At 40.2% G+C, this 23,657-nt stretch carries 22 protein-coding genes; 4 read left to right on the forward strand and 18 right to left on the reverse strand.

Annotated features, from left to right (window positions below; all coding sequences use genetic code 11):
- Positions 1–8 precede the first annotated feature (8 nt).
- The 3 genes from AACQ49_RS12190 to udp form a co-directional block, all read right to left on the reverse strand.
- Positions 9–539 (reverse strand): DedA family protein, encoded by a 531-nt coding sequence (locus AACQ49_RS12190; RefSeq protein ID WP_004246124.1) that lies wholly within the window; start codon positions 537–539, stop codon positions 9–11.
- A 71-nt stretch (positions 540–610) separates the two neighbouring features.
- On the reverse strand, positions 611–1,393 hold the full coding sequence (locus AACQ49_RS12195) for a tyrosine-protein phosphatase (RefSeq protein WP_004249528.1): 783 nt from the start codon (positions 1,391–1,393) through the stop codon (positions 611–613).
- A 149-nt stretch (positions 1,394–1,542) separates the two neighbouring features.
- The gene (udp, locus tag AACQ49_RS12200) at positions 1,543–2,301 is read right to left on the reverse strand and encodes a uridine phosphorylase (protein WP_004246127.1); all 759 of its coding nucleotides are present in this window, start codon (positions 2,299–2,301) and stop codon (positions 1,543–1,545) included.
- Positions 2,302–2,643: 342 nt separating this feature from the next.
- On the opposite strand from udp, the gene AACQ49_RS12205 reads away from it, so the two are divergent.
- Positions 2,644–3,036: a YidB family protein gene (locus AACQ49_RS12205; protein ID WP_004249529.1), complete on the forward strand. Its 393-nt coding sequence runs from the start codon at positions 2,644–2,646 to the stop codon at positions 3,034–3,036.
- A gap of 104 nt (positions 3,037–3,140) precedes the next feature.
- Here the strand turns inward: AACQ49_RS12205 and AACQ49_RS12210 are convergent, their stop codons facing one another.
- Both AACQ49_RS12210 and metE read right to left on the reverse strand, forming a co-directional pair.
- Complete coding sequence (locus tag AACQ49_RS12210) at positions 3,141–3,968, reverse strand: hypothetical protein (RefSeq protein ID WP_161779059.1); 828 nt, start codon at positions 3,966–3,968, stop codon at positions 3,141–3,143.
- A 168-nt stretch (positions 3,969–4,136) separates the two neighbouring features.
- Positions 4,137–6,410, reverse strand: a complete 2,274-nt coding sequence (gene metE / locus AACQ49_RS12215; RefSeq protein WP_004246131.1) for a 5-methyltetrahydropteroyltriglutamate--homocysteine S-methyltransferase — start codon at positions 6,408–6,410, stop codon at positions 4,137–4,139.
- 107 nt (positions 6,411–6,517) lie between these two features.
- On the opposite strand from metE, the gene metR reads away from it, so the two are divergent.
- The gene (gene metR, locus AACQ49_RS12220; protein ID WP_004246132.1) at positions 6,518–7,471 is read left to right on the forward strand and encodes an HTH-type transcriptional regulator MetR; all 954 of its coding nucleotides are present in this window, start codon (positions 6,518–6,520) and stop codon (positions 7,469–7,471) included.
- Here metR and AACQ49_RS12225 read toward each other — a convergent pair.
- The 5 genes from AACQ49_RS12225 to AACQ49_RS12245 form a co-directional block, all read right to left on the reverse strand.
- Complete coding sequence (locus tag AACQ49_RS12225; RefSeq protein WP_012368786.1) at positions 7,386–8,258, reverse strand: carboxylate/amino acid/amine transporter; 873 nt, start codon at positions 8,256–8,258, stop codon at positions 7,386–7,388. The genes metR and AACQ49_RS12225 overlap by 86 nt on opposite strands.
- Positions 8,259–8,260: 2 nt before the next feature.
- A complete protein-coding gene (locus AACQ49_RS12230; RefSeq protein ID WP_004246134.1) occupies positions 8,261–9,910 on the reverse strand; it encodes a Na+/H+ antiporter in 1,650 nt (549 codons plus the stop codon).
- Positions 9,911–10,267: 357 nt separating this feature from the next.
- A complete protein-coding gene (locus tag AACQ49_RS12235; RefSeq protein WP_004246135.1) occupies positions 10,268–10,771 on the reverse strand; it encodes a GNAT family N-acetyltransferase in 504 nt (167 codons plus the stop codon).
- A gap of 127 nt (positions 10,772–10,898) precedes the next feature.
- Entirely contained in the window at positions 10,899–12,245 is a 1,347-nt protein-coding gene (locus tag AACQ49_RS12240; protein WP_004246136.1) for an NCS2 family permease, read from the reverse strand.
- 769 nt (positions 12,246–13,014) lie between these two features.
- A complete protein-coding gene (locus AACQ49_RS12245; RefSeq protein ID WP_004246137.1) occupies positions 13,015–14,202 on the reverse strand; it encodes an MFS transporter in 1,188 nt (395 codons plus the stop codon).
- Between the two features lie 238 nt (positions 14,203–14,440).
- Between AACQ49_RS12245 and AACQ49_RS12250 the strand changes: the two genes are divergently transcribed.
- Both AACQ49_RS12250 and AACQ49_RS12255 read left to right on the forward strand, forming a co-directional pair.
- On the forward strand, positions 14,441–15,019 hold the full coding sequence (locus AACQ49_RS12250; RefSeq protein WP_004246138.1) for a helix-turn-helix domain-containing protein: 579 nt from the start codon (positions 14,441–14,443) through the stop codon (positions 15,017–15,019).
- Between the two features lie 76 nt (positions 15,020–15,095).
- Positions 15,096–15,992, forward strand: coding sequence for a cation diffusion facilitator family transporter (locus AACQ49_RS12255; protein ID WP_161779060.1), 897 nt, complete (start codon positions 15,096–15,098; stop codon positions 15,990–15,992).
- A 54-nt stretch (positions 15,993–16,046) separates the two neighbouring features.
- On the opposite strand, the gene ilvN is transcribed toward AACQ49_RS12255, so the two are convergent.
- From ilvN to rbsK, 8 genes are all read right to left on the reverse strand, one after another.
- Entirely contained in the window at positions 16,047–16,331 is a 285-nt protein-coding gene (gene ilvN, locus AACQ49_RS12260) for an acetolactate synthase small subunit (RefSeq protein ID WP_004246140.1), read from the reverse strand.
- A gap of 3 nt (positions 16,332–16,334) precedes the next feature.
- Positions 16,335–18,029, reverse strand: coding sequence for an acetolactate synthase large subunit (gene ilvB, locus AACQ49_RS12265; RefSeq protein WP_036970461.1), 1,695 nt, complete (start codon positions 18,027–18,029; stop codon positions 16,335–16,337).
- A gap of 107 nt (positions 18,030–18,136) precedes the next feature.
- Entirely contained in the window at positions 18,137–18,235 is a 99-nt protein-coding gene (ivbL, locus tag AACQ49_RS12270; protein WP_004249539.1) for an ilvB operon leader peptide IvbL, read from the reverse strand.
- A gap of 235 nt (positions 18,236–18,470) precedes the next feature.
- Positions 18,471–19,259 carry a sulfite exporter TauE/SafE family protein gene (locus tag AACQ49_RS12275; RefSeq protein WP_004249542.1) on the reverse strand — a complete coding sequence of 263 codons (789 nt, stop codon included), beginning with the start codon at positions 19,257–19,259 and terminating at the stop codon, positions 18,471–18,473.
- Positions 19,259–20,110, reverse strand: coding sequence for a MurR/RpiR family transcriptional regulator (locus tag AACQ49_RS12280; protein ID WP_004246144.1), 852 nt, complete (start codon positions 20,108–20,110; stop codon positions 19,259–19,261). Before AACQ49_RS12280 ends, AACQ49_RS12275 begins: the two co-directional genes overlap by 1 nt.
- A 31-nt stretch (positions 20,111–20,141) precedes the next feature.
- Positions 20,142–21,506 carry a PTS transporter subunit EIIC gene (locus AACQ49_RS12285; protein WP_046335042.1) on the reverse strand — a complete coding sequence of 455 codons (1,365 nt, stop codon included), beginning with the start codon at positions 21,504–21,506 and terminating at the stop codon, positions 20,142–20,144.
- A 39-nt stretch (positions 21,507–21,545) separates the two neighbouring features.
- Positions 21,546–22,460, reverse strand: a complete 915-nt coding sequence (murQ, locus tag AACQ49_RS12290; RefSeq protein ID WP_004249544.1) for an N-acetylmuramic acid 6-phosphate etherase — start codon at positions 22,458–22,460, stop codon at positions 21,546–21,548.
- Positions 22,461–22,676: 216 nt separating this feature from the next.
- The gene (gene rbsK, locus AACQ49_RS12295; RefSeq protein ID WP_049196880.1) at positions 22,677–23,597 is read right to left on the reverse strand and encodes a ribokinase; all 921 of its coding nucleotides are present in this window, start codon (positions 23,595–23,597) and stop codon (positions 22,677–22,679) included.
- Positions 23,598–23,657: the final 60 nt, after the last annotated feature.

Here is a 23,657-nt window from a genome sequence, read left to right on the forward strand (position 1 = left end):
GGACGCAATTATCCTATCCATTTCGCCAGCCATTGCAGGCCAAACGCCCCTGGAGCCAGAATACCAAATGCCCAGATCATCGCAGAAGCCAAATTCGCCAGCTGAAAATAGCGTTGTGGCATAGCACAAATCCCCGCAACTAAAGGCACTATTGCCCGAAAAGGCCCAAAAAATCGCCCAATAAATACCCCCCAAACACCCCAGCGATTAAAAAATTGATGCCCTCTTACCAAGGTCTGCGGTGAGCGAGAAATCGGCCATAAGTTTCTTACCCCTTCTTTATAGTGATAACCCACCCAATAGGAGATCCAATCACCAAAAAAAGCGCCTAGGGCGGCGGCAAGCCAAATTGGCCAAAAGAGTAGACCACTTTCACCTATTAATGCTCCTAGGCCTAATAGGATAACAGTGGCAGGTATTAATAACGAGATAAAGGCAAGTGACTCACCAAATGCGAGTAAGAACACGATAGGCACAGCCCATATTTCGTGCTCTTTTACAAACAGAGTGATGGTATGAATAATGTCTTGTACTGTCACAATAGAGACCTTAAATTCGGTTAATTTCAGTAAAAAAGCACAACATCTTTAACCGAATATAAATCACTTCACTATTCGAGAAAATAGTTTTGTAAGCTTTCTCTACTTTGCGCATCCAAGCCAATATCTTTTTCAAGCCAAGTATCGATATTGCCATAGTGTTGATTAATACTGGCAAGGGCTGTTTGCAGGAACTCTTCTTGTACTGAATAAACATACGCAAATTTATTCACCACATTTTCACTCAGTGTTTTAGCATGCTCTTCTAAAAGATAAGCGCGGAAAGGCGCTAATGTTTCATTGGTGAGTAAGTAATCTTCCATCACCACATCTAATGAGGCCCCTAAGGCAAATAGAACTAAAGCAGAGCCCACCCCCGTTCTATCTTTACCTACTGCACAATGTTGTATGACACCGCCTTTTTCTGGTTGCTTCAACAACGTTGCCAACTGTTTATAAGCCGGATTATTAATAGGTAGTAATTTATATAGCTGAAACATAAATGCTTTAGCATCAAACTGTTCCAGTATTTCTGGGGTGAGTTTTTCAAGGTTAGCTGACACTTCTTTCGATAATGGATTGGCTGGAGCATGGTAATATTGTGCCCCTTCCCATACTCGATCCGGCTTATCAACAATTTCACCTGTGTCACGATAGTCTAAGATTTGAAAAAGATTTTTATCAATAAGAAGCGCTTGATCGGTATCCGTTAATCTATCCAGTGAACCGGAGCGAAAGAGTAAGCCGGGTTTGATAATACCGCCATTACTGAGCTTTTTTCCCCCTAGATCACGAAAGTTAATCCCACCTGTTAAAGGCAACACCGAAGGATGTGTTTGTAAGATATCAGTCATAATGCCTCTTCTCATTGTTGTATTGTTAAGACCATCAAGACCTTAACAGAAATCTATGACGGTTGACATATTAACATGATGAATTACCGCACAAAAAAAGCCTTTAATACACCAATGTATTAAAGGCTTTAGTATTTCATTTAGAAAACTTATTTCATTAAAGTGCGAGCAGCTTCAATCACGATACCTAATGCATTATTTTCAGTTTTCTTCAGTAATTCAGCATCGGGGATCTCTTGTTGAGTACGGTTAACAATAACGCCTGCAACCATACCTGCACGTAAGCCTTGGCTTGCACACATGGTTAATAATGTAGCGGATTCCATTTCATAGTTCATCACACCCATTTCTTGCCACTCTTTCATAGAGCCTTTAAAACGACGAACGACTCGACCTGTATAGGTGTCGTAACGCTCTTGGCCTGGGTAGAAGGTATCAGAAGAGGCTGTAACACCAACGTGAACCGTTGAACCATTGTCTTTAGCCGCTTTATACAGTGCATTCATACATTCAAAGTCAGACACTGCAGGGAATTCCATTGGTGCAAAGTGCAAACTTGCGCCATCTAAACGAACCGCTGCTGTGGTTACTAAGATGTCACCAACATTGATGTGCTCTTGAATAGCGCCCGTTGTACCAATACGTAAGAAAGTACGAATACCTAATTGTGCTAATTCTTCCACTGCAATTGAGGTTGATGGACCACCGATCCCTGTAGAACAAACGATCACTGCTTTTCCATCAATTTCACCACGCCATGAGGTGTACTCACGTAAAGAGGCCAGATGAACTGGGTTATCCATTAATTTGGCAATTTTTTCAACACGCTTAGGATCACCTGGAACAATTGCTAAAGTGGCACCCTGTAGGTCATTTTTGGTTAAACCTAAGTGAAATACATCAGACATATCGGACTCCTCAATGGGACAAAACCAATGTTCATTAAATTAAGTGTTACTTTATCAGTTTTTTAGACCTTTTTAGTGACTGACATCACCTGTCAGGTAATAAAAAAAGTAACAATTTCATAAAAACGTGATAGTTATCACAAATAACAATGTCAAATAGTGACGCCGTGGCGGCATTATCAATATCGCTTTGGCGTAATAAAATCCTGCATTCTATTCTTGCTTAGTCGGATAAATATCACTTGAGTATAGATGAAGATACTAACTTCACGTACACTACTCGCCTTTAAAATTAACATCTCAATATAACGTAATAATGCGTTGATAGTTATTGGAGCAAGCATGAGCTTATTTAACCAAATCGCAAGCCTGTTGGGCGGTGAGAAAATTAATCAATTCAAAACAGTACTCGAATGGGTAGAAACCCAAGGGGGAATTGAAGGCTTGGTTAAACAGTTTAATAGCGCAGGATTAAGTGAACTGATCCAATCTTGGATTAGCACAGGCAGTAATTTACCTATTAATGCCGAGCAAATCGTACAAGTTTTTTCATCGCCAGTGATTAATGAATTGGCTGCAAAGATCAATATGAATACCGCTGAAGCCTCTGATATGGCTGCACAATATTTGCCCAAATTGGTTGATAAACTCACGCCAGAAGGTGTTATCCCCAAAGAGTTAGATTTAATGAGCGCCGGTATGGATATACTTAAAGCAAAAATCTTTGGTGGCTAATAAATTGAATGATGGCTATGGCGCTATTGTTTCTTAACCAATCAAGCGCAATAGCCATCTTGCTTTCTATAATCAATCGCTCTCATCACTGCATTAAAGCGTAATTAGAGAATACCTTCCTCTATTAATGCCTCATGAAAACGTTGTTTTTCTTCTTCTGTTGCTTGAATTCGAGCTAAAGGAACATCTAATACATAAGGAATATTTTGTTGTGGCTCGTACACCGCCAAAACATAAGTTTTGCCTTCCATTTCTAATGTAATGGGTGGCGTTTTCTTATTACCTGAATAAGTAATTGAAGTCTCTTTTCCGGCAACATTGGTTTTATAAGTAGCAATAAATTGTTTATTACTCACAACGACCTTAGCAGGGATAGCCGTTAATTTTAAAGGTTTGGTGCCTACTGAAAGCAATGCTTTTTTGACTTTATTGCTGATCATTTGACGATAAATGAAAAAGATCACGCAAAAAGCAAATAATGCAGTAAAAACTAATGCACTAATTAAGCGTAACCAAATATTATCAATTGCCACATCGACGGTCATTTTAGTCAGATCGTTTTCATCTGCTACTGGCTCAACCAATATATCTTTATTGCCAAAATCAAGAAAAGTAAAATTTCGTGAAACCTCGTTACTTTTATAGCGTAAGTCAACACTACAATTGGTTAAAACAAATAGTTTTGAACGGCAAGAGCCATCAACATCGGCATCAATAAACACGGGGTTTTTACTAATTTGATAATCATAAACAATATTAGGAATTTGATAAGCACTAAATACTGTCATCCCTAACATTGCAATCACTAAAAATAAGGTACGGAATAAACCGCCATCCCCTTTTAATGGAGATAATGTTAAAGCTCGAGTAGGAAATGCATTTAATATTTTTTCTGACAGGTGAATACCATTTTGCACAATATCTATATCCATAAAATTAAGTTTTGTGCAGTATAGCAATATTAAAAAATATCAATAATAAGATTATCTCTTATTTTTATTTACCTATTAATAAACATTTTTGATTAATAAGAAAAAAATAGCCTATTATATTGATAACATCAAAATAACAGGCTACTAAAATGTATTATTTAAATATTATTATACGTTCTGGCGTAAATATTTAGCCGCTTCAACCATATTTGCCAATGCTGCACGGGTTTCACTCCACCCCCGCGTTTTTAAACCACAATCTGGATTTACCCATAAACGTTCCGCAGGGATACGCGATTGCGCTTTTCTTAACAATCCAACAATCCATTCTACATTCGGTACATTAGGCGAATGAATATCGTATACCCCAGGACCAATTTCATTTGGATAATCAAAATGTTCAAAGGCTTCTAATAACTCCATATCTGAGCGTGATGTTTCAATGGTGATCACATCCGCATCCAATGCAGCAATCGCCTCCATAATGTCATTAAACTCGCAATAACACATATGTGTATGAATTTGTGTCTCATCATCAGCGATAGCTGCACTGAGCTTAAAGGCATCAACAGCCCAATCTAGGTATGCTTGCCACTCATCACGACGTAACGGTAATCCTTCGCGTAATGCAGGCTCATCTATCTGAATAATACCGATACCGGCTTTTTGTAAATCATCCACCTCATCACGTAACGCTAACGCAATTTGTTTAGCGATAGTTTCACGGCTGACATCCTCACGCGGGAAAGACCAACATAAAATAGTCACCGGCCCAGTTAACATACCCTTAACTGGCTTATCGGTTAATGATTGAGCATAAGTTGCCCAATCTACCGTAATCGGTGCAGGACGGCTAATATCACCAATGATCACCGGCGGTTTTACGCAGCGGGAGCCGTAGCTTTGTACCCAGCCATTTTGAGTAAAGACATAACCTTCAAAATGCTCGCCAAAATATTCAACCATGTCATTACGCTCAGCTTCACCATGAACCAACACATCAAGCCCTAAGCGCTCTTGTTCATCTATGGCTTGCTTAATATGCTCGCTAATATTAGTGCGATAAGCAGTGGTATCAATACGCCCTTTTTTAAAGTCTAAACGTACTGTGCGGATCTCGGTAGTTTGTGGGAATGAACCTATGGTTGTCGTTGGCCACAGAGGGAGATTAAACCGGGCACGTTGCACTTTAGCTCGTTGTTGATAAGGCGATGTTCTCTCACTGTCTTGTGCATTAATCGCCTGCAAGCGTGCGGCCACTTTTGCATTATGTACACGACTAGAGTGTTCACGTTGACGAATGGGGGCACTGTATTGGGCAAGTTGTTCGTCATATTCACCTTCTGGTGCATTTAATGCTTTTGCGAGTAACGCCACTTCTGCACATTTTTGCACCGCAAAGGCAAACCAGCTTTTCACTTCATCATCAAGCTTAGTCTCCGCACTTAAATCAATTGGACTATGCAACAAAGAGCATGATGTGCCAATCCATAATGGACGCTTACCTTTTAATGCAACTACTTGTTGATAACGGGTAGTTAGATCCGCTTTCCAGACGTTGCGACCATTAATGACCCCTAACGATAACACCCAGTCTTTAGGCAATGCTTGGTGTATAACTTGCAATGCGTCCTGTCCTGCACATAGATCAATATGTAGTCCATTTACCGGTAAGTTTTTAATAATATCAAGATGATGAGTAATACCATCAAAATAGGTAGTCAATAATAGTTTAACCTGTCCAGTCAATGCTTGATAAGCAACTTGATAAGCATTTTGCCACTCAATGGGTAAATCAAGTACCAGTGCAGGCTCATCAATTTGTACCCACTCGATACCTTTTTGCTGTAACTGACTCAATACTTGCTGATAAACAGGTAAAATAGCGTCTAACAGTGACAATCTATCAAACTCAGGTCCTTTAACTTTTCCTAACCATAAGTAGGTGATCGGCCCCAAAAGTACCGGTTTCACATTATGGCCTAATGCTAAAGCCTCATCGACTTCATCCAGTAGCTGTTGCCACGCCAGTGTAAATGATTGTCCTTGCTGAAATTCTGGCACGATATAGTGATAGTTAGTATTAAACCATTTTGTCATTTCTGAGGCGGCCGCAGGTTTACCCGTTGGTGCTCTGCCTCTCGCCACTCGAAATAGAGTATCAAGATCTAGGCGACCATCTTCATTACGATGGCGTGGCGGTATATTGCCTAATAGGAGACTAGTACCCAAGACTTGGTCGTACCAAGCAAAATCGCCAACGGGTAATAATTCGACTCCTGCATTAGCTTGCTGTTGCCAATGACGAGCGCGTAATTCTTTACCAACTGCCAGAAGTTCTGCCTGAGAAAGATCACCAGCCCAATAGCTCTCTTGTGCCTTTTTTAGCTCTCTATTTAAGCCAATACGTGGGAAACCTAATGTGTGATTGCGAATTGTCATAATAAAAAATCCTGTTTTTAGCCGTCTAGATGTTTACACATCCATAATCTACAGGTAGTGTATAAACCACAAGCGCAAATTTTTCATTCACAACCTGAAGGTTTCTCATGATAGAAATAAAACACTTAAAAACGATATTGGCACTTAAGCAAACAGGCTCTCTTGCCAATGCGGCAAATCAGTTACATCAAACACAATCCGCGCTCTCTCACCAGTTTAGTGAATTAGAGCATCGTCTTGGTTATCGTATTTTTGTCCGTAAAAGCCAACCACTACGATTTACACCACAAGGCGAAGTGTTATTAAGATTAGCGCAAGAAGTCCTACCCATTGTGCGCCGAGCGATAGAAGAGTGTAATGAGCCGGGTAATGCTCATTTAAATATTGCTATTGAATGCCATAGCTGTATTCAATGGTTAACACCCGCATTACAGCAATATCGCCAAACATGGCCGGATGTGAATGTCGACTTCCATTCAGGTGTCACTTTTGATCCACAACCGGCTTTATTACAACGAGAATTAGATGTCGTACTCACTTCTGATATCTTGGATAACCAACGCCTGCACTATACCGCGTTGTTTGATTATGAAGTTAAGCTTGTGTTGTCTCCTGATCACCCGCTGGCTAATCGCTTACATATTCAACCACAAGATTTGATCTCAGAAACACTGTTTATCTATCCTGTCCAAAGAGAGCGTTTTGATATTTGGCGTCATTTTTTACAGCCCGCAGGGATCACGCCACATTTTAAACATGTAGATAACACCTTACTTCTTATTCAAATGGTGGCAGCAGGAATGGGTATAGCGGCACTGCCGCACTGGGCCGTAGAGAATTTTGAAAAACAAGGATTAGTGGTCACAAAGACCTTAGGAGAAGGATTATGGAGCCGGCTATATGCAGCTAACCGTACAGGTGAGCAACATCAACCGGCAATACGAGAGTTTATACGCTTAGCAGGTCAACATGCCGTTAATCATCTGCCTTTTGTAAAACAGGTTGGTGTATCCAACGCCGATGGAACCAAAGTGATGCAACAATCAGGCTCGCGCCTATGATGAAACTTGGCCAATTAGGGTGCTGTTGCCAAATAGAGAAGTTCACTAATAATCCCGCTGGAACCATCATATTATTCATAATCGCAAGGGTTCCAGCATCTACCTGTGTCGCCCCATAGTTCCACATAAAATAGCCTATTCCAGAAGCGCCAATACCTAACCAAAGCAATACCCCCCACTGTAACGATGTGGTCGGTATTTTTTGCCAATCGGCAAAACATAACGAGCCGACTAACACAACCACCACCGCCCCGATATAAAACCAAGAGAATGCGTGATGTTGAGGAAGTGGATGCATTTCCATTAATCGTTTATAGCCTACCTGTCCTATGGCGAAGAAAATATTGGCTAACTGAACCAATAATAATCCCAGCCAGAAGTCATCACTAAGATGATCATAACGAATAATGGCCGCCCCTAATACCGCCAGTAGTGCGCTAAAGGCATAGCCCCAACGTAAACGTTGTCTTTCAAGTAGATCATAAATTAAGGTGACATAAAGTGGTGTTAATACAGTAAAGAGTAAAAACTCAGCTACGGTTAAATAGTTATAAGCGTGGAACACAAACAGGTACATAATACCCAATTGGCATGCGCCTACTCCCATATACAATAAAATCACTTTAAGGCGAATGCCTTTCCAACGTAGGAAAGGCAAAAAGACAATGGCAGCTAACACCACTCTAATCAATACTGAGATCCAACTATCAACCTGACCTGCGAGATATTCACCAATCAGACTAAAAGAAGCCGCCCATAACAACGTTGTAATAACCAGTAGCCACATAATTAACTGTCTTTCTCAACTAACAGCGCTTCCATTAAATCTAATTCATGAAGCAAAAGTTGTAGTGTTTCGTTACTAATTTTACGCGTTGCACGTAAGTGATAAAGCTCACCACGCTCTGCACGCAATGCCGTTAGGCGAAAACGTCTTTCCAGATCTTCCACCAACATATTGTGCATCATCTCGTCCTGATCCGCGGTACGTCGTCTTAAATAACCGGCAACTCGAGAAGCTACTTCATTAATTTCTTCCGCATCTAGTTGCTCTTCTGTACTTGCAGCTAAACGCTCTTCCATTTTATTGAGGCTAACAATAGCGACTTCTGCCATGACTTTCTTGGCATAACGTACTTCATTTTTATCCGCTTCTTTATCGGTAGCTTTAATCCCTTTTAGTAAGAAAGGTAATGAAATAATACCGACCAAAATCGATAATAGGATCACCCCAGCCGCAATAAAGATTATCTGATAGCGCCCAGGGAAAGTACTGCCATCAGTTAAAAATAGCGGTATAGAGAGCGCACCGGCTAAGGTGATAGCACCACGTACCCCGGCAAAAGAAGATAGCCATAATTCTCTCGTCGTATAAGTGGCGAAATCAAGGGGATGTTTTTTCATAAAGAGATGGCTGATTTTCTTCATTAGCCATAACCATGTAAAACGTAAAATCAGTAACGCAAAATAGATAACAAAGACGGCGGCAAACAGCATCCATACTTCAACTTCAGGATCGAGATCAGCTTGAATAACCGAGCTTGTCCAAATAACAGGAAGCTGTAAACCCAGCATAATAAAGACCAGTCCGTTAAAGACAAACTCTAACATTGACCAGACACTATCTGCACGCAAGCGCATCGCCAATGGTGCATTGCGGATCACACCTGATTTACTGATAGTCATACCTGCGGCCACGGCAGCAAGGATCCCAGAAAAACCAATATGTTCAGCAATCAAATAAGAAGCAAAAGGCAACAGCAACATAAAGACAATTTGAGTGGCAGGATCATCACCACTCCAACGGCTCATCAATCGCAGTGATTTACTATAGACTAACGTTACCGCAATACCCGCTAATAAACCGCCTATTGCCACTTTAAAAAACTCAAAGGTTGCGCCACCCACGGTAAATATCATCGTGCCCATAGCCACAGCAACGGCAAATTTTAGCGCCACCAGACCCGAAGCATCATTCATTAAGGCTTCGCCTTCTAAAACCCCCATGATCCGCTTCGGTATTCGCCCCTTACCGACAATCGAGGATAATGCCACCGCATCAGTTGGCGAGAGAACCGCGGCGAGCGCGAACGCAGAAATAAGTGGAATACTAGGCATTATCCAGTAAATAAGGTAACCAATACCTACTACTGTCACCATTACCAAAACCAGCACAAGGATAAAGATCTCTCGACCATTTTGGATAAATTCACGTGTGGGGGTTTTCCATCCATCAACAAAAAGTAAAGGAGGGATCAGTAAAACTAAGAAGAGTTCAGGATCAAAGGTGACATGTAAACCAAACTGAGGCCAAGCCAAAAGTGCCCCGATCACAATCTGGATTAATGGTAATGGAATGCGAAAAGGAATAACTTTGGTAATGACACCTGAAACAGAAACTACCAATATTAAAATTAAAATAGTAAAGAAAATTTCCATGCTACCCTTACATGCTTATTTTTATCTAAGAATCTGCCATCTTTCCTGATATGAAAAGAACCCTTGCTGAATGATAAAGAAACGCATCATAAAAGTTTATCTACCATGCCTATCTTTACCTTTCCTATTTTAAACTGAACCCACATCGACTAATGAAGAATGATATAAAATTAAGATTAATCGTATCTTACAAAAAAGCTAACATATTAATGCATAGTGTTATCTATTAACGGCATCAGAAAAAGAAAAAGTATGCTGTTATTGCTGTTTTCTGTTCTAGTCATACTCTTAAGAGGATCAAAAAGTAAAATAGGCTCTATCATTGAAAAATGAAAACAGCGTCAAGCCCCTACAGAGTTATTCGATATTTTTTAGCTGAGCCATCATCACAACATCACAATATTTACCTTCTCTGAAGGCTGCATTACGACGAATGCCTTCCACTTCAAAACCTAATTTTTTATACAAATGAAGGCCTCTTTCATTATCAGCATAAACTTCTAGCTCGATACGTGTTGCAGCCAACCAATTAAAAGCATAATCAATTGCCGTATTAATGAGTGCTTTACCTATACCTTTTCCTGAAAACTCAGCACCAACACCAATACCAAAGCTGACGATATGCCGACGACGAGGATGATTGTCGATGATCAACGCTAAATGACCTGCGATTTGACCGTCAAAAGAAGCAACAAAATGTGGAATATTTTGTTCAGAAAATTCAATTAGCCTTTTTTTCCACATAGTGACTGATGGGTAAGGGAACTGACAAGTACAAATATATAAGTCTGGATGTGTATACAATTGCTGTATTGCTATAGCATCTTCAGGCTCACCATGTCGTATTTCTATCTGATGCATTTATTTTACCAAAAAATTAACAATGAGTCTTAACCTCGACAATAGCGAATAAAACTAGATAAATAAATAGCAAAAAAGCGGAATAAAAATATATTCCGCTTTTTATGTTTAAACCTGATGATTTTAATTAAATTGCCCAGTGTCCGGCATAAAATGCCACTAAAGCAATAGCAATTAGAACTGTACCAATATTAAGTTTACGCCACTCACCGGCAAAAATACGGCCAATCACTAAACAGCCAAAACCCAACATAATGCCTGTAACAATATTACACGTTAATACGATAAATACCGCGCACACCATACCTGACATCGCATCGACAAAATCACTAAAATCTAACTTAGTGACATTACCTAACATCAATAAACCCACATACATTAATGCAGGGGCTGTCGCATAGGGGGGAACTAAATAAGATAGTGGTGATAAAAAGAGGATCAATAAAAAGAGAATACCGACCACGGTTGCAGTGAGCCCTGTTTTACCACCAGCCGCAGTACCCGCTGCGGACTCAACATATACTGCTGCAGGTGCCGCACCAATTGCCCCAGCAAATATACTGCTCACGGAATCAGAAGTTAACGCTTTACCACCATTGATAATTTGTCCTCGTTTATCAAGTAAATTAGCTTGTCCCGCCACTGCGCGAATGGTTCCTGTCGCATCAAAAATAGCCGTCATCACTAAAGCTAATACACTAGGTAAAACAAGTGGTTGTAATGCGCCTTTAATATCCATGGCAAATAATAGTGCAAGGCCCTCTTCGCCTAATTGTGGCATTTTAAAGAACCCTTGGTATTTCACGTTAGGATCAAAAATCAATCCAATAATCGAAATCGCAATAATGACTAATAACACACCACCGGGAACTTTACGTTTTTCTAGACCAAAAATAGCAGCAAGACCGGCCAATGACATTAATACTGAAAAAGAAGTAAATTCTCCCATCGCAACAGGTAATCCGGCTAATGGATTTTTCACCACTAACCCAACACTATTGGCTGCGATCAAAAGTAAAAATAGCCCGATACCAATACCGGCGCCATGAGCGATACCAATCGGAATATTTTTTAAGATCCACGTTCTGATCCCTGTTAAAGAAAATAGGGTAAATAGGCACCCCATCAAAAACACCGCCCCCAAAGCAACAGGTACAGAGATATGTTGACCAAGTACCAAACTAAAGGCGGTAAATGCCGTTAATGAAATGGCACAACCAATCGCCATAGGTAGATTTGCCCACAATCCCATTAACAGAGAACCAAATCCTGCCACTAAACAGGTTGCGATAAATACCGCCGTGTGGGGGAACCCCGCTTGCCCTAGCATACTGGGTACGACAATAACGGAATAGACCATCGCCAAAAAGGTTGTTAAACCGGCGATCATCTCTTTACGAACCGTAGTGCCTCGGGCGGTAAGCTTAAAATAATTATCCAGTTTACCTGTGGTTGCTGATTGATTAGCAGACATTACATTCCTCTGACATAAAAAACAGTTCACCCTCCCCAACGAAAACGATTACGTCTAAAATTATTATCACCTCCAATGGTAAAAAATCATCAGAGGAGTGAAAAAGCAAACGTTTGTTTATTAATGTGGATAGAGTGAGAGAATTTGACGCAAACGATTATCTGGTGCTTTTAGGGTAAGAATCAAGAAAAAAAATACTTTTTTAGCAAAAATGTCATAAAAAGACATTCTAGTGTTCGCAGAAAAAAGAAAAGAGGAGAATAGTGATATATTTCTCCTCTGGTTAAACTGTTTTAGCAACGCAATCACCCTAAAAGGTGAAGCGTACTTATAATCAACTGTTTTTATTAATATCATTGATGTTTATATTAATAATGCTTGGTTTGATACTATAAATATTAATTAAATATTTCTTATGTTTTTATCATTTTTGAACTTACTGTTTTAACAGCATCTTCCCTTGTTTGGCGATAATATTGACTCAGTATTCATCACACTCTGCTTGAAAAACATACACCTCCTTGTGATAAAACTAGATGAAAATAGTGCCATTTGGCAAATCTTTCTTATTTCATTTTATTATTTCTGGATTATTCTTAATAAATCACCAATAAAAACCTTTGAATAGTATGTATCGCATTGATTATTAAAATAAAGATAATAAAAGAAAAAATAATTGAATGGGTGATAAAACAGCAGGAAATTATTGTCTAATTTAATGAAAATAGCGCCCTCTTTTACCTACAATAAGGTAAAAAAGAGCATGCAATTATGATGTATGACGATTTAGAGTGTCGACATGCAAGTTAAAGCGATCCATCGTCGAAACTAAAAATAATCCCGTCATAACCACCAATAAAAAAGGTAACGCAGATGGAGAGATTTCAGACATAGCACCGGCTAAAATGGGACCGGAAAGATTACCAATGCCCCATAACATCGCCGCTGAAGCATTTGCTATCATCAGATCATTTCCTGAAAAGTATTGCCCAATTTGTACCAATGCAATGGTATAAATGGCTCCCGCCGTTGCACCAAGCACTAATAATAGTGGCCAAATAACTAAAGTATGTGGCATAGCAATGGGCAATAATAAGCTTGCTAATAATGTAATGACACCACAAATTCGGTATAGCCGTGTTCTATTCATATGATCAGCAAGCCAACCAAATGGCATTTGCATTATTGCATCTCCCGCCAAAATAGCACTGATCATCATCGCAGCAATCGCTTCACTATGACCAACACTTAGCCCATAAATAGGGAACATAGACAACACTGTGCCATCAAAAAATGCAAAAAAGATAATGCCGCCACATATCGCAGGCGCCACTTTAATAAAACGAAGAATAGAAAAGTGCGACTCTTCTGAGTCTTTAGCTAATTTATCGCCCACTTTCTGATCCATCATTAAAAATAGCACGATAGAGATAATATGAAGCAATACGCTGATTAAGATCGGCGTTTTATCAGCAACGCCATATAACGCAATAATTGAAGGGCCTAACAACTGGCTGATAGTAAACACGGTCGTATAAATCGCTAAAATACGACCTCGCTTATTATCCGGTACAAGTTCATTGATCCATGTCTCCCCCAAACAGATCATCACACCACTGGCAATCCCGGTGATTAGTCGTAATGGGAACAGGAATTCTAATGGCAAACTCCCCATTAAAGGCAATAGACTAATGGCTGATATAATCGTTGCTAATAACATCGCTAAACGTTTACCAAGCCATTGCACAATATAGCGTGCAAAGGGTGAGATGATTAACATTCCCATCGCAGGTGCGGCTGAAATCAGACCAATAATAGATTCACTGATCCCCGCCAAGTTTAGCCGTAAAGCCACCATCGGAATAGTTAATCCAATAACAATCCCTATCACCGCAATACTGACTGTAATAGTAGTAATAGCAAAAAGCTCGGACTGACGATAATTTTGTTGCAACATATTATTTTGTTTCTACACGCTGTAGAAACCTCATCATAGTGAATATTGAATGAATGGAAAATATTGCCTTATTATAGGGGATAAGAAATAGATAAACATGCTTTAAAATATCGCCTGATACGCGCACCCTGTTCACAAAATATTGTCTAAATAGTCTGTGCTTTTCCCGTCTGTGAAGAATTGATGTTATCATCTACAGGAAATTATACTTTTAAACTGACAATATTTTGAATTGGCAATGAACCCACAATCACCGAAAAAGACAAACGAATACCTTGGTAATAAGGTTAAGCAGTTAAGACAATCTCGAAACTTGTCACTTAATGAGTTATCAAGAAAATCAGGCATATCTAAAGCGGCATTGTCCAAATTAGAGTCTGGCGATTCTAATCCTCGCATCGATACCTTAGAAGCTATCGCGATAGCCCTTGGATTTCCATTAGGTGATTTATTTAGTTTTACCCGCGAAGAATATCCTCGCTTAGAGCGACATAAGCCTATCGTTGGCGACTATGCACAAGAATTTAAATTCCGTATTGGCATCGGCAATATTACTGAAATTTGGCATATTGAGATGAAGCACGGGGCAATTATTAATAGCCCAGCCCATGCCGACGGCACCCAAGAGCATATTATGGTCTATTCTGGCAAACTGATGATGCGTTTTGCTAACGATGAAACCGTATTATTAGAAACCGGCGATTTTTACGCCTTTCATGGTAATGCGCCACACTCTTATATTTGTGTGGAAGGCCATATGCGTGCATCAGTTATCATGTCTAGCCCCAATCAACAACACTATCATCATCGCCCTTAAGACAAATACCCATTATATTTCACCGCCATTTAAACTATTATTCTAAGTATTATTAATAATGGCGGGGATAAATAGCATGGGTGCAGGCCACGAGCACGGTGATGTCAAAGCGCTACCTGAATCACGTCTGTTAATTGCTTTTGCATTAACAGGCTCTTTTATGGTGATTGAGTTTATTGGTGGCTACTTAACAGAAAGTTTAGCCTTGATTTCTGATGCAATGCATATGATGACAGATGCATTTGCACTCTTACTTGCTCTTATCGCGATCCACGCAGGTAGAAAAGCAGCAGATCTATTCAGAACTTATGGCTATGCTCGTTTTGAAATATTGGCTGCTGCGATGAATGCACTGATCTTAATGGCGGTGGCTTTTTATATTCTTTATGAGGCTTATCAACGACTCTCTTCCCCTCCTGACATTCAGTCTATGGGTATGCTTGTTGTGGCAATAGCAGGACTTATCATTAATTTTATCTCAATGAAAATGCTCACCAGTGCAAAAGATGAAAGCTTAAACGTTAAAGGGGCTTATCTTGAAGTGTGGGCGGATATGTTAGGCTCAGTGGGCGTCATTATTGGGGCGGTAATTATTTGGCTAACCGGTTGGCAATTAGTTGATTCTATTATTGCGGTATTAATCGGCTTTATGGTCTTTCCGCGCACATGGATCTTATTAAAAGAGTGCCTGAATATTTTATTAGAAGGCGTGCCTAAAGGCATTAATTTAACTGAGGTAACAGACACCATTAATAATACCGCAGGGGTGGCTAGCTCCCATGATTTGCATTTATGGGCACTGACGCAAAGCAAGTTGGTCCTCAGTGGTCATATTGTCTATCAACCCAATGTAGATAGTGAAGCATTACGCCTTGCTATTGATAAGCAACTACGTGAACAATTTCATATCAATCATATTACCTTACAGATGGAAAGCGAGGATAAACAACATCTGGAAGATAATCATCATTAGATATTTAGGTTCTGGCTCTCTCGTACCTAAAAAGAGCCAGAACAAACAGTGCAATTAATTTAAATAACTTTCCATCTGTTCAAAAACGCGCAGATCATCACTAAAACGCACTTCTTTTACGTCCTCAAGTTTTTCCACTTGACTCACCATCTGCATTAAACGCTCATCTTTTTGTACTAATAACCAAATACGACTTTTATCGCTGTTTTTCATTGGTAAACATAAAATACCATCGACGTTAAATGCACGACGCGCAAATAGCCCACAAATATGGGTCATCACACCGGGATGGTTACGAACAATAAGTTCTAGTGCGATAGGTTGTGATTGTAGTGACATAAATTAAGCTCCTATCATCTCGATATTTGCCGCCCCCGGCGGAACCATTGGAAATACTTTTTCGTTAATATCAATCATGGCATGAATTAAACAAGGCCCAGGTTTAGCAATTGCCGCTTGTAGCGCCGCCTGAGGATCTGCTTCTTGATTTAAATCACATGTATCCAACCCAAATCCTTGAGCAATACGAATAAAATCCGTTTGATAAGGGTAGGCTGCGGCATAAATACGCTCATCAAAAAAGAGTGTTTGTTGTTGGTGTACTAACCCTAATGCTTGATTATTTATCAAAATAATCTTTACATCTAACTGATGCTCAGCGGCTGTTGCTAACTCCTGAATATTCATCATGATGCTACCATCCCCTGAAAAACAGAGGATCTTTTTATTTGGCTCTGCCAATGCGGCCCCTATCGCTGCCGGCAACCCAAATCCCATCGTCCCCAAGCCTCCTGATGTTAACCATTGGCGCGGTCGATTCAGTGGATAAGCTTGAGCAACCCACATCTGATGCTGCCCTACATCGGTGGTGATAATCGCTTCATCATCAACACAATTTGCCGCGGCAAGTACGATGCCGTAACCGCTAAGAATATTGTGTGAGTTTTTCATTTCTAAGGGATATTCTTGTTTTAAGGTATTGACTCTATCTATCCATTCGTTGCGCTGATTGATATTAATTAAAGGTAATAACAGCGACAGTACCGCTTTAGCATCTGCATGAATGGCAATATCAGGACGTTTGATCTTGCTTATCTCTGCCCTATCAATATCAACATGGATGATCTTCGCATTGGGGCAAAATTTTTCTGCTTTACCAATTGCCCTATCATCAAATCGCGCCCCCAATACGATCAGCAGATCGGCTTCTTCTAAAATAAAGTTGGTACTCCGTGCCGCATGCATACCTAACATCCCTAAATATAGCGGGTGTGTTGGTGGCATTAAACCTAATCCCATTAACGTCATCGTGGTGGGTAGGCTATTTTTCTCCGCCAACTCAATCGCTTCTTTACACGCTTCAGAGCTAATAATACCGCCCCCTAAATAAAGCACAGGATTTTTCGCTTGGTTAATCATTTGCGCGGCTTGGATCACCAAATCGGTATTAAAGGCTGGAGCTGCATCTTTTTGTGGTATCGGTGGCAATTGATCTAAGGTGATAGTCGCTTGTTGAATATCTTTAGGTACATCAACCCATACAGGTCCAGGGCGACCTGACATTGCCAAACGAAACGCATCACAGATAATTTCCGGCAACTGTGCGATATCGCGGACTAAATAGTTGTGTTTGGTAATAGGAATAGACATCCCATAGGTATCAACTTCTTGAAACGCATCAGTCCCAATCATGGCTGAAGAGACTTGCCCCGTAATGCAAACCAAAGGAATTGAGTCTAATTTTGCATCAGCAATGGCTGTAACTAAGTTTGTCGCCCCCGGTCCACTTGAGGCAATACACACCGCAGGCTGACCATTTGCTCTAGCCATACCTTGGGCAATAAAACCCGCCCCTTGTTCATGACGTGCCAAAATATGGCGAATAGACTGACTTTGGCTTAATGCATCATACAAAGGAAGAGCGGCTCCGCCGGGGATCCCCGCAACCGTAGTGATACCTTGCCGTTCCAGTAAATAAACAATTAATTGCGCACCAGTGAAGGTTTTTCCTGTGGCATTATCTTGTTGAGCACCCATTGTTCTGTGTCCTTTTTACTAAGCCGGACTTTATGGGCGGTAGATATGAAAAACCCCGCCCGGTTAATACGCCGGCGGGGTTGCGAAACTGTGTTGATTCGGACCCGTTACGGCGCTTTGCCGACGACCACCACCACACGCACAACAACCACAGCCGCGATGTGCGCTGTTAGTCGTAGAGTTTGTAGTAGAGTAGTGATGATCATGGGTTACCTATCAATTAATGTAATGATGTGTTTGTCTGTTATCTGTATCTAAAAAAACATAACTTCTATAAATTAACAACCTTTTTTTTCAGTTTATTTTTTATCACCGCTCAAAACGAGAGCTAGATCACTTGTTAATCCAAGTAGTAACTCCGTGTTGTAACAGCATAAAAAACCAGAAAAAAACACCAACCAAGAATAAAGAATCGACGCAATGCCATAGTATGGCTATCAGTTAAAACAATCTCGCCAACATCATAAAAGCGCTGCATAAAATTAAAAACAACGTTGCATACTGAAATACCCTATCCGGCATTTTAATTAATAGCCATTTTGATAGAGGAATAGAGATCAAAGAGCCAAGAAACAGCAGCAATGCTAAATGAATATCGGTATGACCATCTTGCATATAAGCTAATGCAGAAGAGCCTGATAATAGGGTGGTCGTAAAAATCGAAGTACCTATCGCTTGTTTTATCGATAGATTGGCGTAACGCAATAATAAAGGTAACACCACCACACCACCACCGACCCCTGTGGCACCTAAAACAACACCTGCTGCAATCGCCGGCAATAACAGTGCCTTAATATTTAGAGGCGCTAATGGGGTTATCTGTTTAGCTATCACAGGTGAAGAGAAAAACATTCTTTGAATAAACAAAAAGAGAGAAAAAATAATGGCAGCCACCACCAGCGCATTAATCCCCCACTCAACTTGCTGCTGATATTGCGCTAATGAACCTAAATAATTGACGAGTAAACTCGCTAAAAAAGTACTTGGCAACATAATGGCAAGGACTATCATGGCTCGTTTAAAGGGAATATTCCCCAAACGGAAATGCATATATGAGGATGTCACTTTCATCAACATTGAAAGTAAATTTGCGGTTGCCACCGCCATTAATGCATTCATACCAAAGAAATACGTTAATATAGGTAAAACAATAACACCACCACCTACCCCCGTTGTGCTAATAATTAAGCCAATCGCCGCACCAACAGCTAATATGGTGATAAATAACATTATTGATTTCCTTGCATTACAGCTTGTCGCCCTTTTAATAGCGCTTTTTCCGCTGAGCCTTTTGCCAGTGTCATATATTTAAAAAACAGCACATCAAAAGCGACCATTTGCAATACTTGCGGTGTGATCACCCCCAATTGTGAATGTTGCTCATCATAAAAATAAGGTAATGTGTAATTCGCTAAGCGCGTAGCTTCATCTTGCCCAAAACGTGTTAAAGCCACTGTGATACAGCCTTCTTGTTTTGCCGCTTTCAGCATTCGATTAATATCCGCAGTATTGCCTCTTGCAGTAACAGCAATCGCCAAATCATCCGCGGATAAATTCGCTGAATAAGCAAGTTGCGCATGGAGATCTGCACTAAATAAGGTGTTTTTATTCACTCGGATCAGTTTATGGAAGATATCGCTCGCAACGATCGCAGATGCGCCCACACCAAATAAAACGATCCGTTTAGCGCTGATCATTTTCTCAGCGAGTAGATCTATCGTCGCTGCATCCAGTAACGCTATCGAATCCTGAATGGCGGTAGTAAATAGATGTCCTGTTTTAGCAATAATCTGCTCTGTCGAGTCTGTTTTGGCTAAATTGGCATAAAGAATATCACTACTGCTTTTTTGTTGTTTTTCCTCTGAGAGATAATCAATTTTAAATTCAGGATAACCGCCATACCCCATTTGGCGGGAAAAACGGATAACAGAAGCACTACTGACACCGGCTTTTTGTGCCAATTCTGCGGCATTCATACTGGCAATATTATCGCTATTTTCTAATAAATAGTGGGCGAGACGTTGCTCTGTCCCTTTGCCTTGTAAGCGCAAATTTTCAAGTTTCTTAGTCAGTGTTGACATTCTATTATCCTTTTTCTTTTCTTCTTCTGACTTATTTTTCTGGATCAGTAAATCCGATTAATATACTGGCAATAAAACCGACAACCCAAGCCCCCAATACTGCGATAAGGAATTTGATGATCTGCCCATCCCCCACCAGTGGAATTAATGATAACCCAGCAGTACCAAATGGAATAATGATCCCAACCTGAAAATAAGCCATTAATGCACCACCCGCAGCCCCGCCAATACAACCAGCAATAAAGGGCTTACCTAAAGGTAAAGAGACACCAAATAATAAAGGCTCACCCACGCCGAAAATTCCGACAGGCAATGCACCCATTAATGTTTTCTTTAAGCGTTGGTTTTTAGTACGTAAATAAACCCAGAAACAAGAGCCTACTTGCCCCATTCCGCCCATTGCTAAAATAGGGAATAGGTAATTTAACCCAAAGGTATTTAAAATTTCAGTGTGGATCGGTATTAAACCTTGGTGTAGACCGGTTAGTAATAAGAATAAGAAACTACCCCCTAACGCTGCGCCTGTCACAACCGCACCGCCACCATGATTTAATAGTGATAAGGAGACGCCTTGCGCTAATAGTTGATTCAGATAATGACCAATAGGTTGGAATACCATAATTGCCACTAACGCAGAAACTAAAATAGTGACAAAGGGGGTTAAAATAAGATCAAGACTCTCTTTTACAATACTGCGAAACCATAGTTCTAATTTTGAAGAAAATACCACCACCATTAAGACCGCGAAGATCCCACCACTATTAGGCTGTAATTTCTCACCAAATAATGTGATATCAGCCAGTCCCGGCATGGCTAATAATCCCGCCATAACAGCACCTATGGAGGTTGAAGCCCCTAACTCTTTAGCCGTATTTATACCTATCATAATAGAGAGATAAGCAAATACGGTGCTTCCGATCAGTTTAAATAGCTTAAAGAGTTCAGGAAACTGATCAACTAAGCCGGGAGCCACTAAACGGATAATATTAATTAGCCCCATAATTAAACCACAGCCAATTAATGCTGGGATAGTAGGAACAAAAATAGCCGCCAATGTATTTAGCATACGACGAATAGAAAACCCTTTTTTCACTGGTGTTGACGCAGGGGTTTCTTCGCTATTATCTGTGTTTTTTTGCATACGTTTATTCATGATTGAATAAACTTTGGCGGCCGTTCCCATTCCTACTATGACTTGATGTTGCTCGCCATTAAATACCACGCCTTTGACACCGTCGACTTGTTTTAATGCTTCGGTATTAAATAGCGAACTATCTTTTAAGATCAAACGAATACGGGTCATGCAATGTGTTAAGGTTGCGATATTGCTAAACCCACCAGCCTGTTTTTCTATTTCTGATGCTAAGGTGTCGAGATGTTCTATTTTATTAGCCATAATTGTGCCTGCTAGAGTTCAGAGGATTGACTGATATTGTTATTCATTAAATAGGGCTAACTGTTGTTGTAAAGAGTGGTAAGGATAGCGTTGTGTCATTTGCTCAACCTTCTCTACACTCAGATGAAGCTCATACATTAAAATGGCTTTTCGCGGATGATAATTGACCATTTTTAATAACTCCGCCGCTTTTTGTGTTGTGATCCCACACACTTCACTCACAATACCTTCAGCACGTCGCTGTAATTTTTCATTACTGGCCACCACATCGACCATCAGGTTTTTATGCACCTTACCTAAACGAGTCATCACACTGGTACTTAGCATACCTAAGATCATTTTTTGAGCCGTGCCACTTTTCATTCTTGTCGAGCCTGTTAACACTTCGGCGCCGACATCTGGCGCGATGGATAAATCGGCTATTTCACTCATCATACCTTTACCGCGGGTAGTAATTGAGAGCGTTAATGCATTGATCTGCTTTGCATACTGTAATGCAGCCACTGTAAATGGCGTGCGACCACTGGCTGCGATACCAATAACGACATCGTTAGAATTTACCTCACGGCGTTGCAACTCTTCGATAGCAGCTTGTTGATTATCTTCAATATTCTCAACGGCTTGAAGCATAGCATCATGCCCACCTGCAATAATGGCTTGTACCAGTGAGGGAGAAACGCCAAAAGTAGGCGGACATTCCGCGCTATCTAATACCGCTAATCGGCCACTTGTTCCTGCGCCGACATAAAAAATGCGTCCCCCTTGACGTAGACGTTCACAAATTTTGTCTACGGCTTTCGCGATTGCGGGTAATTCTTTCTTTACGGCATAGGCCACGGTGATATCGGCACTATTAATTAACGAAACTAACGCTAAGGTACTTAGCTCAGAAAATTGTGTGGTCTCTTGGTTACTTTCATTTTGAAGACATAAACTCAATGCATCATCTTTCATTGTAATAACCTTAATGAAATAGTATTTCAATTAAAATTACATCTAATGAAATTTTAATTCAATGTTATTAATGACTATTTTGTGAACAAAATCACAATACCGTAAAAACATTCAACTAAAAACAAACTTAACGCGATGTAAAAAAGATAACTTATTGATAATAAAGCTCTCCTGATTTTAAACAGGAGAGCTGTGAGAGGTATGGCTCATTGATGGCTATTTTGCTGAGCTTAAAAATTCGCTAAATTCTTCAATACTAGGATAAGAAGATTGAGTGCCTTTTCCTGTGACACTTAAACCCGAAAACATAACCGCTTTATTTAACGCTTCTTCAATATTGCCGGTATGCACATAGTAATGAGAAAAACAGCCAATAAAAGCATCTCCAGCACCGCTGGTATCAACGGCATTAACTTCAATGGCGGGGATATATTTCTCAATTTCCCCATTCACCCATAACGCCCCTTTTTCACCTAATGTAACAATGATATTTTTAAACCCTTTTTCGAGTAAAAAGTAGGCTGCTTCTCGAATTTCATCCAACGTATTAATTGACATACCCGTTAAAATTTCCAGCTCTGTCTCATTAGGGACAAAAAAATCACATTGTGCGGCGATAGTGAGATCTAAAGCTTTCGATGCTGGTGCAGGGTTAAACAATACTGGAATATGATGTTTATTACCGAACTCAATCGCGTGATAGACCGTTTCAAGCGGGATTTCTAATTGCAGCACAATCATACGACATTTTTTTAAACTTACCGCGGCTCTATCGATATCTTCAGCCGATAGATGCTGATTCGCGCCTTTTACGATCAAAATACTATTGGATGATTGAGAGGTGACAAAAATAGGTGCAACACCACTGGTGGTTCCGGGCACTTTTTCAACATAACGAGTATTAATACCATAAGACTCTAAATTCATGATGGTGTTATCTGCGAAAATATCATCCCCCACTTTGGTTAACATCATCACCTTAGAATTTAATTTTGCAGCGGCAACCGCTTGATTTGCCCCTTTCCCGCCGCACCCAATCTTAAATGCTGGCGCCTCAAGGGTTTCTCCCTCTTTTGGCATCCTATCTATATAGGTGATCAAATCCACCATATTTGAACCAATCACTGCGATATCCATAGTGCCCCTCTCACCCTAATGAAAAAGTTAAAATGTTAGAATAGTTACATTTAGATAGAT

The sequence above is a fragment of the Proteus sp. G2675 genome (genome assembly GCF_963886535.1).
Classification (GTDB): domain Bacteria; phylum Pseudomonadota; class Gammaproteobacteria; order Enterobacterales; family Enterobacteriaceae; genus Proteus; species Proteus mirabilis.